The sequence below is a fragment of the Mesorhizobium sp. M0833 genome, assembly GCF_040319905.1.
In the GTDB taxonomy this organism is placed as follows: domain Bacteria; phylum Pseudomonadota; class Alphaproteobacteria; order Rhizobiales; family Rhizobiaceae; genus Mesorhizobium.
Map to the genome: position 1 here is coordinate 1 of NZ_JAMYOQ010000001.1, position 16,040 is coordinate 16,040.

Sequence of the window (16,040 nt, forward strand, 5' to 3'; positions counted from 1 at the left end):
GCTTGGGCATGGCAAATCACCTCCTTAAGGAAGTGAATCACAAACCCGACGTTAGCGGAATCCTTCGCGATTCAACCTGAATGTCCGACGCTCTAGGTGATCCTGGCGAAGAACGCCTCCAACTGGGCGAGGCCTTCGACCTGGTGACTCGACCGTCGGTTCGCGCCGGTCGATCCGGCCATGATCTGGACCTGAGGTCGTCGAGACCGACCTGCGGGCCGATCTCGCTTCCCGGTTCTTCAACAGAGCACGGTCTGCTTGTGGTCGAACTTGGCGTCGATCTGCCATCTGGCACTGAACATCGCCGCCTCACTCGTCCCATGCCTGCACGACGGTCTGCCGCGCGATCTGGCCGTTCTTCAGCTCCAGCATCGCCGCGCAGAACACCTTGGTCCGTCCGGATAGGCGCAGGCCTGGGTGAAGGCGAGATTGTTGCCGTCGGCGATGGTGGTGTCGACCTTGTGGGTCATCGCGCGGCTGCAGATGTCGTCCCAGAATGTGGTGATCGCCGCGCGCCCGCGGATTTCGCGCGGCTTGCTCGGCGGGTTGTTGCGGTCGATCACCCGCACCAATGCGTCGTCGGCATAGAAGCTCGCCAGCAATTTTCCGTCACGGCCCTCGATCGCCTTCTTGATCGCCGCGCCGTCTACCGCCTGTGTCTTGGTCAGCATTTTTGTCCTCCATGGGCCCGTCTTGACGATCGGGCGGTTGCTTGATCAGCCGCTGCCTGGCGCTCGCCGCCGGGCAGCGGTTTTTCACTGCGACTTCGCCTTGACGGCCGCGAACACCTCATCGGACTGCTTCTTGAAGGTAGCGAGATCGACCTGGCTGCCGTTGAGCATCGTCGACCAGTGGCGCACGATCGCGGCCATCGCCACCGCCTCCTTGATTTCCTCGTCGCTGGCGCCATTGAGCTTGGCCGCCTGCGTGTGGAAATAGATGCAGTATTGGCAGGGGATCTGCGAGGCGACGGCGAGGCCCATCAATTCCTTGGTCTTGCCGTCGAGAGCGGTGTTCGGGTTGAGTTGCACGCCCTTGATCTCGGCCCAGGCGCCGGCGACAGCGACGTCCGGCAGCGTCTTGAACATGTCCGGCACCGAGCCGAGCGTGGCCTGGATGTCCTTGTAGGCGGCCGTCGCCGAGGCGTCCTCGGCCTTGGCAGGAACTATCGCCAGCAGCGCGCCAACGCCTGCCGCCAGCACCAGCGATTTGAGTGTCGACTTCAGCATTTTATTTCTCCCTTCGCAGCGCCTTTCCCGGCGATATCCGCCTGGCCTGCATGGGACGAAGTGATAGCGCTCAGGCATGCCCAGCCGCTTCGCCCGAAAGCGCCATGGCTGCTATGGCCCGTGCGGGCCAGCGTGCCGGGCCGAGAACGCCGCCGCCGCCGCCCGCGACGGCAGGTCCAGCTTGAGCAGAATATTGGCGACGTGGCGCTTGACCGTGTGTTCGCTCAGCCCCAGTTCGGCGGCGATCGCGGCATTGCTCTTGCCGTCGGCAATGAGGTTCACCACCTCGCTTTCGCGCGCCGTCAGTGCGGCCGGCTCGGCAGCCTTGGCCTTCAGCCGGAAGGCCGGCTCCAGATGCTGTTCCGAGGTCGCCTCCACCAGCGCCAGCGGCTCATCCAGCTCGTCAAGTGCGATGCGCCCGGCGTCATTGAAATGAAGGTCTGAACCGGCGGCGAGGTCGGCGACCAGCCGCGATGCGAGGATGTCGCCGCGCCCGGCATGCGCGGCAAGCTGCATCGTCACGCGCGTCGTCAATCCCGTCGGCGGCCCACGCAACTCGACCTCGCCGACATGCACGCCCTGCGCGCTGGCGACGCCGATCTCCTGCGCCGCATCGCGCAGCGCCGCCGCGCAGCGTACGGCCCGCGCCGGGCCGTCGAAGCGCGCCATCATCAGCTCACCATGCGTGCCGGCCGGGCGGCCGCCATGGCGCCCAACCAGCAGGCGCCATGTTTCCTGAAAACGCTGGCTGCGCTCGCTCCACATGCGGTCGCCAAGCCGCGCCGTGTCGTAGATCCGGGTGACCAGCAGTGCCGCCAGCACGCGCTCGGCCTCGGCGACGGCGCGCGCTCCGGTCAGGAATTCCTCGATCACATCAGCCACCCGGTCGACATCGCCGGTCCAGATCGGGTGGTCGCGCCCGGGTACCTCGACCAATCGCGAATTCGGGATATTCCTTGCCAGGAAGCGGCTGGCCTCCGGGTCGACGCGTGCATCGTTTCGGCGGTGGACCAGCAGCGTCGGTGCGCTGATCGCCGCCAGCACGCCGCGCACGTCGATTGCTGCATTCATGCGGGCCAGGGCGATAGCCGCCGTCGGGCTCGCCGACAGCCGCTCGAAGCGCGCCCACCATGTGGCGAAACGCGGATCGTCGACGCGACCGGGCGCGAAATGCGGCAGGGTGGCGCCGGTGCCCCATGCGGTCTCCGCCGTCGCGATGAAGGCCTCGAGGCGTTCCGGCGGCATCACCCATTTGTGGAAATGCGCATAGCCGCCATAAAGCGCCAGCGCCCGCGTCCGCTCCGGGTAGGTGGCGGCGAACAGCATTGCCATCGGCGCGCCTTCCGAAGCGCCGAGCAAGGCGGCGCGGCCGCTGCCGGTCGCATCCATCACGGCGCGCACATCGTCCATGCGGGTTTCGAGGCTGGGCAGGTGGTGGACATCGACGCGGTCGGACAGGCCGGTCCCGCGCTTGTCGAACAGGATCAGCCGTGAGAACGCGGAAAGCCGCTTCAACAGCCGGCTGTAGCCCTCGTCTTCCCAGTGCAGGTCGAGATTGGAAATGAAACCCGGCACGAAGACGAGATCGAGCGATCCCTGGCCGACCACCTGATAGGCGATCCGCACGTCGCCACTGAGCGCGTATCGAGTTTCGATCGGCCTCACGAATTGTCCGCCCGACCCGACGATTTCTTATCGCCGGATTATAGCAGAGCCGCGCAGCTTGCGGCAGATGAAACTTTAGCGCGAGTGAATGTGGGCCGGCGACGCCTACTTCTGTGACGCGGCGGTCTCGGTGCTCGCTCCGCCGACGCTAAAACCTGCGCCCTCCGGCGCGCCCGGCCGCTTGATGTGTGGCGCGGCCGCGACGACAAGCTCGTTGAAACCTTCGCCGCCGCTGTCAAGCATCTCGAACAATTGCCGGCGCATTCTCGGCTCCCAGAACTTGTTGATGTGCTCGGCGACGCCGGCAATGCCTTGCTCGCGCGGCTTGGAGTGGAAAAAGGCGGCGATCTGGTTGGCCATGCGAACCAGCTTTTCGCTGGTGCTCATGAGGTGGCCTTCGTCATGCGACATGCTTGGCAACTCCGGAAACCACGCGGTCAGGATGGGTGAAAATATCGAAATCGTCGCCGCGCACCAGCGCCACCAGCGTCATGCCGGCCTCGTCCGCGGTGCGGATGGCAAGTGCGGTCGGCGCCGAGACGGCAATGATGACGGCCGAGCCGATCGCCGCAGTCTTCTGCACCATCTCGACCGAAACGCGCGACGTGACGACGACGGCACCGCTGGCGCCGTTGATACCGGCCCTGGCCAGCGCGCCGGCCAGCTTGTCCAGCGCATTGTGGCGGCCGACATCCTCGCGCGCCATTACGACGCCCCTGTCGGGAAGGTAAAAACCGGCGGCGTGGACCGCGCCAGTCTCGGTGTGCAGCGGCTGCACCTTCGACAGCAGCTTGACCGAACGGACGATGTCGTTGGCCTCAAGCGTAAGTGTTGACGCACCGACCGAGTTTACCGAGCGCATCGCTTCCTCGATCGATTCGATGCCGCACAACCCGCAGCCGACCGGGCCGGCCAGCCGTCTGCGCCGCGCTTCGAAGCGGGTGTTGGCCTGGTCCTTCAGCCGGATCTGGATGTCGATGCCGGCGCCGTGATCCTCGACCTCGATGGCCTCGATTTCGTCCGGCGAGGCAATGATGCCTTCGGTCAGCGAGAAGCCGAGCGCGAAATCCTCGAAATCGGCCGGGCTTGCCATCATCACCGCATGCGTGGTGCCGGCAAAGGAGAACGCCACCGGCGTCTCTTCGGGCACCATCCGGTTGGCGGCCGCGGTGCCGCCCGCGCGGCGCGCCAGCCGCGAGATCTGCGCAATGGCTTTGCGGCGCGCGGTCAAGGACTACTCCGCCGCTTCCAACTTCGCGATGCGGCGGCTTTGCTTTGCCTGCTCGTCATAGTCGCGCTGCCATTCCGACGGGCCGTTGGACGCGCCCACCTGCACTGCGGTCACCTTGTATTCCGGGCAGTTGGTCGCCCAGTCGGAGAAATCGGTGGTGATGACGTTGGCCTGGGTGTCGGGATGGTGGAAGGTCGTATAGACGACGCCTGGCGACACCCGCTCGGTGATCAGCGCGCGCAGCGTCGTCTCGCCGGAGCGGCTGGTCAGCCGCACCCAGTCGCCGTCGCGCAGGCCGCGATTTTCGGCGTCGTGCGGATGGATCTCCAGCCGGTCCTCGCTATGCCAGACCACGTTCTCGGTACGCCGGGTCTGCGCGCCGACATTGTATTGCGACAGGATGCGGCCGGTGGTCAGCAGCAGCGGGAAGCGCGGCCCGGTCCTCTCGTCGGTCGCGACGTATTCGGTGCGGATGAACTTGCCTTTGCCGCGCACGAAGCCGCCAATATGCATGATCGGCGTGCCCTCCGGCGACTTCTCGTTACAGGGCCACTGCACCGAGCCTACCCGGTCGAGAAGGTCGAAGGAAACGCCGGCGAAGCTCGGCGTCGTCTTGGCGATCTCGTCCATGATCTGCGACGGATGCGTGTAGGTCCAGCCGAGGCCGAGCGCCTTGGCGAGCTCCTGCGTCGTTTCCCAGTCGGCATAGCCGCATTTCGGCTCCATCACCTTGCGCACCATGTTGATGCGGCGCTCGGCATTGGTGAAGGTGCCATCCTTCTCGAGGAAGGTCGAGCCGGGCAGGAAGACATGCGCGTAATTGGCCGTCTCGTTGAGGAAGAGATCGTGCACGACCACGCATTCCATCGCCGCCAGTCCGGCGGCGACATGCTTGGTGTCGGGGTCGGACTGCAGGATATCCTCGCCCTGCACATAGAGCCCCTTGAACGAACCGTCGACGGCTGCATCCAGCATATTGGGGATGCGCAGGCCAGGCTCGTCGTCGAGCTTGACGCCCCACAGGCTCTCATAGATCGCGCGCACCGCGTCGCCTGAAATGTGGCGATAGCCGGGAAGCTCGTGCGGGAACGAGCCCATATCGCAGGAGCCCTGCACATTGTTCTGGCCGCGCAGCGGGTTCACGCCGACGCCCGGCCGGCCGATATTGCCGGTCGCCATGGCGAGGTTGGCAATGGCGATGACGGTGGTCGAGCCCTGGCTGTGCTCGGTCACGCCGAGGCCGTAATAGATCGCGCCGTTGCCGCCGCGAGCGTAGAGCCGGGCCGCGCCGCGTATGTCGTCGGGATCGACATTGGCAAGCTGGCCGACGACCTCCGGGCTGTTTTCCGGCAGTGCCACGAACGACGCCCAGTCCTGGAACTCGTCCCAGTCGCAGCGCTCGCGGATGAAGGCCTCATCGAACAGGCCTTCGGTGACGATCACATGGGCAAGCGCCGTCAGCATGGCGACGTTGGTGCCCGGCTTCAGCGGCAGATGGTACTGAGCCTCGACATGGGCTGAGCGCACGATGTCGGTGCGGCGCGGATCGAGCACGATCAGCTTGGCACCCTGGCGCATGCGCTTTTTCATGCGCGAAGCGAACACCGGATGCGCATCGGTCGGATTGGCGCCGATCAGCAGGATCACGTCCGTCTGCTCGATCGAATCGAAATCCTGCGTGCCGGCTGAGGTGCCGAAGGTCTGGCCGAGACCATAGCCGGTCGGCGAATGGCAGACCCGGGCGCAGGTGTCCACATTGTTGTTGCGGAAACCCTGCCGGACAAGCTTCTGGACGAGGTAGGTCTCCTCATTGGTGCAGCGCGAGGAGGTGATGCCGCCGATCGAGGTGCGGCCGTACTGGTATTGGATGCGGCGGAATTCATTCGCCGTGTGGGTGAGCGCCTCTTCCCACGACACTTCGCGCCACGGATCGCTGACCCGCTCGCGGATCATCGGCTTCAGGATACGGTCCTTGTGCGTCGCATAGCCATAGGCGAAGCGGCCCTTGACGCAGGAGTGGCCGTGGTTGGCCTTGCCTGCCTTGTAGGGCATCATACGGATGACCTCGTCGCCCTTGACCTCGGCCTTGAACGAGCAGCCGACGCCGCAATAGGCGCAGGTGGTGACGGTCGAGCGCTCGGGCAGGCCTTTCGCCAGCACGGTCTTCTCCCTCAGCGCATCGGTCGGGCAGGCCTGCACGCAGGCCCCGCAAGAGACGCACTCGGAATCGACGAACGCCTCGTGCATGCCGGCCGAGACCCTGGATTCGAAGCCGCGGCCCTCGATGGTCAGCGCGAACGTGCCCTGTACCTCCTCGCAGGCGCGCACGCAGCGCGAGCAGACGATGCATTGCGCCGGATCGTAGGTGAAATAGGGGTTGGATTCATCGCGGGCGATATAGTCGATGGTCAGCGAGCCATGGCCGGGCGCCACGCCGTTTTCCTGCTTGACGTGGTTGCGCCCGTCCACGCCATAGCGGTTCTCGGTCAGGCCGACCGTCCTGACGACCTTGTCGAACTCGCTGGCGCCGGTGCCGGCCTTCTCGCCCCACGCCACCGGGTGGTCAGAGACGTAGAGTTCCATCACGCCGCGGCGAATGGCGTTCAGCCGGTCGCTCTGTGTGTGCACGACCATGCCCTCGCCGACCGGCGTCGTGCACGAGGCCGGCGTGCCGCCGCGCCCGTCGATCTCGACGAGGCAGACCCGGCAGGAGCCAAACGAATCCAGCATGTCGGTTGCGCAGAGTTTCGGGATTTCAACGCCCGCTTCCATCGAAGCGCGCATGATCGAGGTGCCCGCCGGCACCGTCACCGACTTGCCGTCGACTGTCAGCGTTACCTGCTGTTCGGCTTCGGAGGCGGGTGTGCCGTAGTCGATTTCCTGGACCAGCGATTTGATGTCGAATGCCGCGTTCATGCCTGTCCGCTCCTATTCCGCTGCTTCGGCGACCGGCGTCGGCCGAAAGTCGTCCGGGAAATGGTTGAGTGCACTCATCACTGGATATGGGGTGAAGCCGCCGAGAGCGCAAAGCGAGCCGAACTTCATCGTGTTGCAAAGGTCGGTGACCAGTGCGATCTGCTTTTCCGGTTCGATGTTCTGGGCGAGCCGGTCCAGCACCTCGACGCCGCGCGTCGAGCCGATGCGGCACGGCGTGCACTTGCCGCAGCTTTCGATAGCGCAGAATTCCATGGCAAAGCGTGCCTGCTTCAGCATGTCGGCGCTGTCGTCGAAAACTACGATGCCGGCATGGCCGATCAGCCCGTCCTTGGCGGCAAACGCTTCGTAGTCGAACGGGGTGTCGAACAGCGCGCGCGGGAAATAGGCGCCGAGCGGGCCACCCACTTGCACAGCCTTGACCGGACGCCCGGTCGCCGTGCCGCCGCCGATATCGTCGACGATCTCACCCAGCGTCATGCCGAACGCCGCCTCGTAGAGACCGGGATATTTGACGTTGCCGGCAATCTGGATCGGGATGGTGCCGCGCGAACGGCCCATGCCGAAATCCTTGTAGAAGGCGGCGCCCTTGTCCATGATCACCGGCACCGAGGCCAGCGAGATGACGTTGTTGATCACCGTCGGCTTGCCGAACAGGCCCTTGTGCGCCGGCAGTGGCGGTTTGGCCCGCACCTGTCCGCGCTTGCCTTCGAGGCTGTCGAGCAGCGCCGTCTCCTCGCCGCAAACATAGGCGCCGGCGCCGACGCGGACTTCCATGTCGAATGAATTGGCCGAGCCGAGCACATTGACGCCGAGCACGCCGGCCTTGCGGGCGATCTCGACGGCCTTCTGCATCACCGCCACCGCATGCGGATATTCGGAGCGGATATAGATGAACCCCTTCGTCGCGCCGGTGGCGATGCCGGCGATCGCCATGCCTTCGATCAGCACGAAAGGGTCGCCTTCCATGATCATGCGGTCGGCGAACGTGCCGGAATCGCCTTCATCGGCATTGCAGACGATGTATTTGCGCTCGGCCGACGTATCGAGCACCGTCTTCCATTTGATGCCGGTCGGGAAGCCGGCGCCGCCACGACCGCGCAGCCCGGACTCGGTCACCTGCTTGACGATGTCGGCCGGCGTCATCGCCACTGCATTCTGCAGGCCGTTCAGCCCGCCATGCGCCTTGTAGTGATCGAGCGACAGCGGATCGGTGACGCCGCAGCGCGCAAAGGTCAGCCGCGTCTGCCTGGCCAGGAATGGGATCTTGTCGGGAGCGCCGAGCCAGCGCTTGTGGTGGCCGCCGGTGAGGAAGCCGCAGTCGAACAGGCTTTTGACGTCGGATGGCTTCACCGGCCCATAGGCGACACGGCCATTGGCCGTTGCCACCTCGACCATCGGCTCGAGGAAATAGGCGCCGCGCGAGCCGTTGCGCACGATCTTGGCCTCGATGCCGCGCTCGGCCAATTCCGCCCGAACCGCCTTGGCGACTTTTTCCGCACCCAGCGCCAGCGCGCCGGAATCGCCGGGAATATAGATACGCGGGATCATGAGCGCACCTCGGCAACGATTTCATTGAGCTTTTCGTCGTCGAGCCGCCCGATCACCTCGCCGTCCAGCATCGCCGACGGCGAGCAGGCGCAAAGGCCGAGGCAATAGACCGGCTCCAGCGTCACCGAACCGTCGCGGGTTGTCTCGTGGAAGCCTATGCCCAGCAATGATTTGAGCCTGGCGGCAATCGCATCCGAACCCATCGACTGGCAGGCTTCCGCCTGGCAGAGCTTCAGCACATGCCGGCCGGCCGGCTGGCTGCGATAATCGTGATAGAAGGTGACGACGCCATGCACCTCGGCCCTGGAAATGTTCAGCGCCTCGGCGATGACCGGCAGCGCGTCCTGCGGCACATAGCCGAACTCTTCCTGTATGCCGTGCAGGATCGGCAACAGCGGGCCTTCGAGGCCTTTCAGCTCGTGGATGATCGCCGCGGTGCGCGATGCGATCTCGGTACTTGCAGGCTGCATCGTCATGCAGCGCCCTCCCTGGTCGTGGCGGTCTTCCACTAAGTGCTTAGGAAATCAGAGGAAACCCGCTAAATCAATAAAGCCGATCCGTTGCTCGATAGAAATTTTCTATCGTTCGCGATCACCAGCATTGTCTAGCCTAGCGACGGGTGCGGAAATCGTCCGCCAGCGCCATTGCCTCGTCCAACAGCGCCGAGACCAGCGGCGTGTGCGGTTCGCGCGGCGCCGCCACCAGCCCGACGGTGTGGCTGGCATCCGGCTCGACGATCGGGATAGCCCGGATCGGCTCGGAAAAGCCGAACGTTTCCGCAAGGTTAAGCGGCATGATGGACGACCATTTGCCGGTGCGGATATGCGAGAACAGCACGATCATCGAGTTGGATTCCAATGTCGGCCGCACCTGCACGCCGGCTTCGGCCAGATGCTGGTCGATGATGCGGCGGTTCTGCATGTCCGGCGTCAGCAGGCAGAGCGGCAGCTGACTGAGCTCGGCCCATGTCACTTTGTCGCGGTCGAAATACCGGTTCCCGACGGCGGTGATCAGCTGATAGCGCTCGTCATAGAGCGGCACGCTGGTGACGCGTCCGAGCGGCTCGTTGTCGAGATAGGTGATGCCGGCGTCGATATCGAAATTGCCGAGCAGCGACAGCACCTCGATCGAGGTCCGCGACAGCACCGAGAAGGTGACGCCGGGGTGTTTTGCCCGAAACGGCGTCGTCAATCGCGCCACCATGGCCAGCGCCGTCGGGATCGCCGCGATGCGGATACGCCCTGACAGGCCGTGACGCGCCGCCCGCATCTCCTCGCGCATGGTCCTGCTATCGCCGACGATGCGGCGCGCCCACACCAGCACCTGTTTGCCTTCCGGCGTCAGCCCCTGGAAGCGCGAGCCGCGCAGCACCAGCATCACGCCGAGCTGGCCCTCCAGCTGCTTGATGCCGGCCGAAAGTGTCGGCTGGGTGACGCCGCATACTTCGGCCGCCCGGCCGAAATGCTCTTCCTTGGCAAGTGCTATGAAGAATTCCAGCTTGTCGATCATGCCGTCGGGAGCCTGTCACGGACGATATGTCCTGTCGTAGCGCGCAAGGTCGTGGAAATCGCCTTCGGCCGCAAGCCGCCTGTGTAAATCGTCCGCATCCACATCTTTCAGCCGGCTTACTGTTTCCCGCAATGGAATGCGGCGCTATGTGGATCAGACGGGGTCGTGGACTGGACACGACGGGAGACCGAACATGCTGGGCTGGTTCCGCAAGCTTTTGCCGCGCGAAGATCGCTTCTTCGACCTGTTCGAGCGGCATTCCCGCACCGTGGTCGGTGGCGCCGAGGCACTGCAGCAGCTTCTGCAGGGCAACGACATCGACCGCTGGTGTCAGACGATCATCGATCTCGAGGACGAAGCCGATCAGATCACCGCGGAGGTGCTGCTTGCGGTGCGGCGCTCCTTCATCACTCCCTTCGATCGCGGCGACATCAAGGACCTGATCCAGTCGATGGATGATGCCATCGACATGATGCACAAGACCGTCAAGACGGTAAGGCTGTTCGAGAAGAAGGAATTCGACCCGCTGATGCAGGAAATGGGAGGCGTCATCGTCGAGGCCGCCAAGTTGGTGGCCGAGGCGATCCCGCTGCTCGGCAAGGTCGGGGCGCACACGGTGCGCCTCAATGCCATCGCCGAGGAAGTCATGCGCGCCGAAGGCCGGGCCGACGACCTGCACGAGCAAGGCTTGAAGGACCTGTTCAAGCGGCATGGCCGCAGCGACCCGATGGCCTATCTGATCGGCAGCGAGATCTACGGCCAGCTGGAGAAGGTGGTCGACCGCTTCGAGGACGTTGCCAACGAAATCAGCGGCATCGTCATCGAGAACGTATAGTGGAAGCCGCGATAGCCTTTCCCGTGCTGGTCGGCCTTGTCGTCGTCGCGCTGTTCTTCGATTTCCTCAACGGCCTGCACGATGCCGCCAACTCCATCGCCACCATCGTCTCCACCAGGGTGCTGCGGCCGCATTATGCGGTGTTCTGGGCGGCCTTCTTCAATTTCATCGCCTTCATGTTCTTCGGTCTCCACGTGGCGGAGACGCTGGGAACCGGCATCATCGACGCCAGCATCGTCACGCCGGCAGTGATCTTCGCAGCACTTGTCGGCGCCATCGTCTGGAACATCGTCACCTGGCTCGTCGGCATCCCGTCCAGCAGTTCGCACGCGCTGATCGGCGGTCTGGTCGGCGCCGGCGTCGCCAAGGCAGGCACCGGCGCCATTGTCTGGGCCGGGTTGGGCAAGACCACGGCGGCAATCGTGCTATCGCCGGCGGCAGGCTTTCTGCTGGCGCTCGTCCTGATCCTCGCGGTCTCTTGGCTGTTCCTGCGGCAGACACCGTTTGCCGTCGACAGCACCTTCCGCGTCATGCAGTTCTTTTCCGCCTCGCTCTATTCGCTTGGACATGGCGGCAACGACGCGCAGAAGACCATGGGCATCATCGCCGTGCTGCTCTATTCGCAAGGCATGCTCGGCGCGAATTTTTACGTGCCGCTGTGGGTCGTCATCACCTGTCAGTCGGCGCTGGCGCTGGGCACATTGTTCGGCGGCTGGCGCATCGTCCACACCATGGGCTCCAAGATCACCCGGCTGAACCCGATGCAGGGTTTCTGCGCCGAGACCGGCGGTGCGATTACCCTGTTCGCCGCCACCTGGCTGGGTATTCCTGTATCGACCACGCACACGATCACCGGCGCCATCATCGGCGTCGGCGCCGCCCGCCGCGTCTCCGCCGTTCGCTGGGGCATTGCCGGCAACATCGTGGTGGCATGGATCGTCACCTTGCCGGCAACCGCGGCCATCGCGGCTCTCACCTACCTCGCGGTCGGCCTGGCAAAGTGATGCGAACGGGCCAGCGTCTGGAGCCGCCTCTGGCGCGGCGACTACCTGTCCACAAGGTTCAGGATGTTGCCGTCCGGATCCTTGAACCACGCGACCTTCATACCCTGGCCGACATGGACATCGCCCTCAAGCGTCAGGCCTGGCATGTCGTAATGCTCGAAGGTCACGCCCTTCGATTTCAATGCCTCAACGATTTTGCCGAGTTCATTGCCGACCGTCCAGGTCACAGCCGTCGCCTTGTTGGTCCCGGCGAAATTCGAACGGTACACGTTGATGGCGGTATCGCCGCTTTCGTAGACGATCAGTTCACCACCCTCATTGTGCACTTCTTTCAGGCCGAGGACCCCTTCGTAGAATGCCCTGGCGTTGGCCAGGTCCTTCACAGCGAGATTGGCGGTTGCGTTGCTGTTTGCGAGCATGATTCGTCTCCTTCCCTGGCGGTCATTCCATGTCCACTGAAATAGGTTGCGTTGACGATTTGGCGACGGCCACTCCCGCTGGAAATGCTGTCGTATGGCCCCGGCCTTCCCGGTACGTCGCGGCAACTGTTGGTCCATCGCTTGGTTCTGTTCGGGAAGTGCATTATCTGGAGCGGAGAAGTAGAGGAAAAACTCATGCCCGCCGCCCATGAAAACGTGACCAAGGAAATGGTTATCGAGCGCCTGAAGACGGTCAATGGGCCGGATTTCACCGGCAATATCGTCGACCTCGGCATGGTTTCCGAGATTTTCATTGCCGATGCCAAGGTGTTCTTCTCGATCACCGTTCCCGCTGCCCGTGCCCAGGAGATGGAGCCGCTGCGTGCGGCGGCCGAACGTGTCGTCAAGGCGATCCCCGGTGTCGCCGGCGCCGTGGTCGCGCTGACGGCGGAAAAGAAGGGCGGCGGCATGGAGGCGCCGGTTCCGCAAAGACCTGCTCAGAGGCCCGCCCCGGCGGCTGCACCTGCGCGTCCCGCCCCGCAGGCGCCTGCCTCGCACAGCCAGGGCAAGCGCGGCGTACCCGGCATCGAGGCCATCATCGCCGTCGCTTCCGGCAAGGGCGGCGTCGGCAAGTCGACCACCGCCGTCAATATCGCCCTTGGGCTTGCCGCCAACGGGCTGCGGGTCGGCGTGCTCGATGCCGATATTTATGGCCCTTCCATGCCGCGTCTGCTCAACATTCGTGGCAGGCCGCAGACCGTCGACGGCAAGATCCTGAAACCGATGCAGAATTATGGCCTCAAGGTCATGTCGATGGGCTTCCTCGTCGATGAGGAGACGCCGATGATCTGGCGCGGGCCGATGGTGATGTCGGCATTGACGCAGATGCTGCGCGAGGTCGAATGGGGACCGCTCGATGTGCTCGTCGTCGACATGCCGCCCGGCACCGGCGACGCCCAGCTGACCATGGCCCAACAGGTGCCGCTGGCCGGCGCCGTCATCGTCTCGACGCCACAGGACCTGGCCCTGATCGATGCGCGCAAAGGCCTCAACATGTTCAGAAAGGTTGACGTGCCGCTATTGGGTATCGTCGAAAATATGAGCTATTTTCTCGCCCCCGATACGGGAAAACGCTACGACATCTTCGGCCATGGCGGCGCGCGCCGCGAGGCCGAGCGTCTCGGGGTCACCTTCCTTGGCGAAGTGCCGCTCGAGATGGGCATCCGCGAAAGCTCGGATGCTGGCACGCCGGTGGTGGTCTCGAAACCCGATGGCGCCGAGGCGAAAATCTACCGCGACATCGCCGCCAAGGTTTGGGACCGCGTCAATGAAGAGCGCGGCGCGGCCGAGGCTGCAGTCCCGAGCATCGTGTTCGAGTGATGCGGATGTCCTCCCCCAAGTGGGACCTTGAGGGGAGGGCGGCCGGAACGGCCGGGTAGGTCCGCGGCGACACGTTCCAGCTTTTCCGGGATAGCGGGCTGACAAACCACGATCCCGTCTAGCGCGGAGGCAGATGTGTGTCTATCGCACCAAAGTGCGGATTCGGATGGCGCGTGCCCCTTGCCTGCTCCCGCGCGTTGTCATATCGATTTGTCATACAAATACGGAGACCACGATGGCAGGCGCCCCAACCAGCAAGAAAAAATTTCGCTCGCAGGAGTGGTTCGACAATCCCGACAATCCGGGCATGACGGCACTCTATCTGGAACGTTACCTGAATTACGGGCTGACGCGGGCCGAACTGATGTCCGGCAAGCCGCTGATCGGCATCGCGCAGACCGGCTCGGACCTGTCGCCCTGCAACCGCCACCACATCGAACTGGCCAAGCGCGTGCGCGAAGGCATTGTCTCGATGGGTGGCATCCCTTTCGAGTTCCCTTGCCACCCGATCCAGGAGACCGGCAAACGGCCGACTGCTGCACTTGATCGCAATCTTGCCTATCTCAGCCTGGTGGAGGTGCTCTACGGCTATCCGCTCGACGGTGTGGTGCTCACCATCGGCTGCGACAAGACGACGCCGGCCATGCTGATGGCCGCGGCCACCGTCAACATCCCGGCCATCGCGCTTTCGGTCGGGCCGATGCTCAACGGCTGGCACAAGGGCAAGCGCACCGGCTCCGGCACTATCGTCTGGGAATCGCGCCAGCGCCTGTCGGCCGGCGAGATTGGCTATGACGAGTTCATGGATATCGTTGCCTCCTCGGCGCCGTCGACCGGCTATTGCAACACGATGGGCACCGCCACCACGATGAATTCGCTGGCCGAGGCGCTCGGCATGCAATTGCCGGGCTCGGCCGCTATCCCCGCCCCCTATCGCGAACGCGGCCAGATCGCCTACGAGACCGGAAAGCGCATCGTCGACATGGTGCATGAGGATCTGAAGCCCTCCGACATCATGACCCGTAAGGCCTTCGAGAACGCCATCGTCGTCAACTCGGCGATCGGCGGCTCGACCAATGCGCCGATCCACCTCAACGCCATCGCCCGCCATCTCGGCGTGCCGCTCGACAATGACGATTGGCAGAAGGTCGGCCTCAACATACCGCTCATCGTCAATCTGCAGCCGACGGGCGAATATCTCGGAGAGGACTATCACCATGCCGGCGGCGTGCCGGCCGTGATCGCCGAACTGATGAAGGGCGGTCTGCTGCCCTATCCGGAAGCCACGACCGCTAACGGCAAGACCATCGGCGACAATTGCCGCGGCGCCGTTAACGAGAACCTCGACGTCATCCGCACGGTTGCCGAGCCGCTGAAAGCCAATGCCGGCTTCATCAATCTCAAGGGCAATCTGTTCGATTCGGCGATCATGAAGACCAGCGGCATCTCGCCCGAGTTCCGCGAGCGCTATCTGTCAAACCCGAAGGACCCCGAAGCCTTCGAGGGCAACGCCATGGTCTTCGACGGCCCCGAGGACTATCACGCCCGCATCGACGACCCGGCACAGGGCATCGACGAGCACACCATCCTGTTCATGCGCGGCGCCGGTCCGATCGGCTATCCCGGCGGCGCCGAAGTCGTCAACATGCAGCCGCCTGCCTATCTGATCAAAAAGGGCATCCACGCGCTGGCCTGTATCGGCGACGGTCGTCAGTCGGGCACGTCGGGCTCGCCGTCGATCCTCAACGCCTCGCCGGAAGCCGCCATCGGCGGCGGCCTGGCGCTGCTGAAGACCGGCGACCGCGTCCGCATCGACCTGCGCAAGGGCACCGCCGACATCCTCGTCAGCGACGACGAGATCGCGCGGCGCCGCGCCGAGCTGCAGAACAATGGCGGCTATCACTATCCGAAGCACCAGACGCCCTGGCAGGAAATCCAGCGCGGCATGGTCGACCAGTTTTCCGAAGGCATGGTGCTGAAGCCGGCGGTGAAATACCAGGATGTGGCGCATACAAGCGGCGTGCCGAGGGACAATCACTGACCAGGGTCCATCGCACGGGCCAGCCGTCAGGTCGCCGGTGTTGCGGTCACCTCATTTCTCCCCGTTAACAGCCCGCTAACGGGGAGAAATGTCCGGCACAGAGTTGGACGCGATCGTTTGTCAAAAACGATTGTCCTACGACAGCAGGGACAAATGCTTGACAAGCGAGCGTGACAAATCCACGATCATCGCAAGGGGTGCATCGCGACGACCCCGTGAGGCGTCAGCCCAACGTTCGCGTC

Annotated in this window: 14 protein-coding genes; 4 read left to right on the forward strand and 10 right to left on the reverse strand. The window is 64.3% G+C overall.

The features are described 5' to 3' along the window. Positions 1 to 359 precede the first annotated feature (359 nt). The 9 genes from NKH98_RS00005 to NKH98_RS00045 all read right to left on the reverse strand — a co-directional run bounded on the left by NKH98_RS00005 (position 360) and on the right by NKH98_RS00045 (position 10,119). The gene (locus NKH98_RS00005) at positions 360 to 671 is read right to left on the reverse strand and encodes a nuclear transport factor 2 family protein (RefSeq protein ID WP_352895717.1); all 312 of its coding nucleotides are present in this window, start codon (positions 669 to 671) and stop codon (positions 360 to 362) included. Positions 672 to 755: 84 nt separating this feature from the next. Further along, a complete protein-coding gene (locus NKH98_RS00010) occupies positions 756 to 1,229 on the reverse strand; it encodes a carboxymuconolactone decarboxylase family protein (protein WP_352448517.1) in 474 nt (157 codons plus the stop codon). Between the two features lie 111 nt (positions 1,230 to 1,340). Further along, positions 1,341 to 2,894, reverse strand: a complete 1,554-nt coding sequence (locus NKH98_RS00015) for an alpha/beta fold hydrolase (RefSeq protein WP_352895721.1) — start codon at positions 2,892 to 2,894, stop codon at positions 1,341 to 1,343. 105 nt (positions 2,895 to 2,999) lie between these two features. Beyond that, positions 3,000 to 3,305 (reverse strand): formate dehydrogenase subunit delta, encoded by a 306-nt coding sequence (locus NKH98_RS00020; RefSeq protein ID WP_352895724.1) that lies wholly within the window; start codon positions 3,303 to 3,305, stop codon positions 3,000 to 3,002. Beyond that, positions 3,295 to 4,125 (reverse strand): formate dehydrogenase accessory sulfurtransferase FdhD, encoded by an 831-nt coding sequence (gene fdhD / locus NKH98_RS00025; protein ID WP_352895727.1) that lies wholly within the window; start codon positions 4,123 to 4,125, stop codon positions 3,295 to 3,297. The genes NKH98_RS00020 and fdhD overlap by 11 nt, the downstream gene beginning before the upstream one ends. Positions 4,126 to 4,128: 3 nt before the next feature. Continuing rightward, entirely contained in the window at positions 4,129 to 7,041 is a 2,913-nt protein-coding gene (fdhF, locus tag NKH98_RS00030) for a formate dehydrogenase subunit alpha (protein ID WP_352895730.1), read from the reverse strand. Between the two features lie 12 nt (positions 7,042 to 7,053). Then, complete coding sequence (locus tag NKH98_RS00035) at positions 7,054 to 8,610, reverse strand: formate dehydrogenase beta subunit (RefSeq protein ID WP_352800332.1); 1,557 nt, start codon at positions 8,608 to 8,610, stop codon at positions 7,054 to 7,056. Then, positions 8,607 to 9,086 (reverse strand): formate dehydrogenase subunit gamma, encoded by a 480-nt coding sequence (locus tag NKH98_RS00040; protein WP_352702411.1) that lies wholly within the window; start codon positions 9,084 to 9,086, stop codon positions 8,607 to 8,609. Before NKH98_RS00040 ends, NKH98_RS00035 begins: the two co-directional genes overlap by 4 nt. Before the next feature lie 133 nt (positions 9,087 to 9,219). Further along, positions 9,220 to 10,119, reverse strand: a complete 900-nt coding sequence (locus NKH98_RS00045; RefSeq protein WP_352895734.1) for a LysR family transcriptional regulator — start codon at positions 10,117 to 10,119, stop codon at positions 9,220 to 9,222. Positions 10,120 to 10,312: 193 nt separating this feature from the next. On the opposite strand from NKH98_RS00045, the gene NKH98_RS00050 reads away from it, so the two are divergent. Next, complete coding sequence (locus NKH98_RS00050; protein ID WP_254816177.1) at positions 10,313 to 10,954, forward strand: DUF47 domain-containing protein; 642 nt, start codon at positions 10,313 to 10,315, stop codon at positions 10,952 to 10,954. Further along, complete coding sequence (locus tag NKH98_RS00055; RefSeq protein WP_352506070.1) at positions 10,954 to 11,958, forward strand: inorganic phosphate transporter; 1,005 nt, start codon at positions 10,954 to 10,956, stop codon at positions 11,956 to 11,958. Before NKH98_RS00050 ends, NKH98_RS00055 begins: the two co-directional genes overlap by 1 nt. A gap of 41 nt (positions 11,959 to 11,999) precedes the next feature. On the opposite strand, the gene NKH98_RS00060 is transcribed toward NKH98_RS00055, so the two are convergent. Further along, positions 12,000 to 12,377 (reverse strand): VOC family protein, encoded by a 378-nt coding sequence (locus NKH98_RS00060; RefSeq protein ID WP_352895737.1) that lies wholly within the window; start codon positions 12,375 to 12,377, stop codon positions 12,000 to 12,002. 195 nt (positions 12,378 to 12,572) lie between these two features. Between NKH98_RS00060 and NKH98_RS00065 the strand changes: the two genes are divergently transcribed. Together NKH98_RS00065 and NKH98_RS00070 are read left to right on the forward strand one after the other, a co-directional pair. Then, the gene (locus tag NKH98_RS00065; RefSeq protein ID WP_352895739.1) at positions 12,573 to 13,757 is read left to right on the forward strand and encodes an Mrp/NBP35 family ATP-binding protein; all 1,185 of its coding nucleotides are present in this window, start codon (positions 12,573 to 12,575) and stop codon (positions 13,755 to 13,757) included. Between the two features lie 235 nt (positions 13,758 to 13,992). Next, the gene (locus NKH98_RS00070) at positions 13,993 to 15,798 is read left to right on the forward strand and encodes an IlvD/Edd family dehydratase (RefSeq protein ID WP_352506072.1); all 1,806 of its coding nucleotides are present in this window, start codon (positions 13,993 to 13,995) and stop codon (positions 15,796 to 15,798) included. Positions 15,799 to 16,040 lie beyond the last annotated feature (242 nt).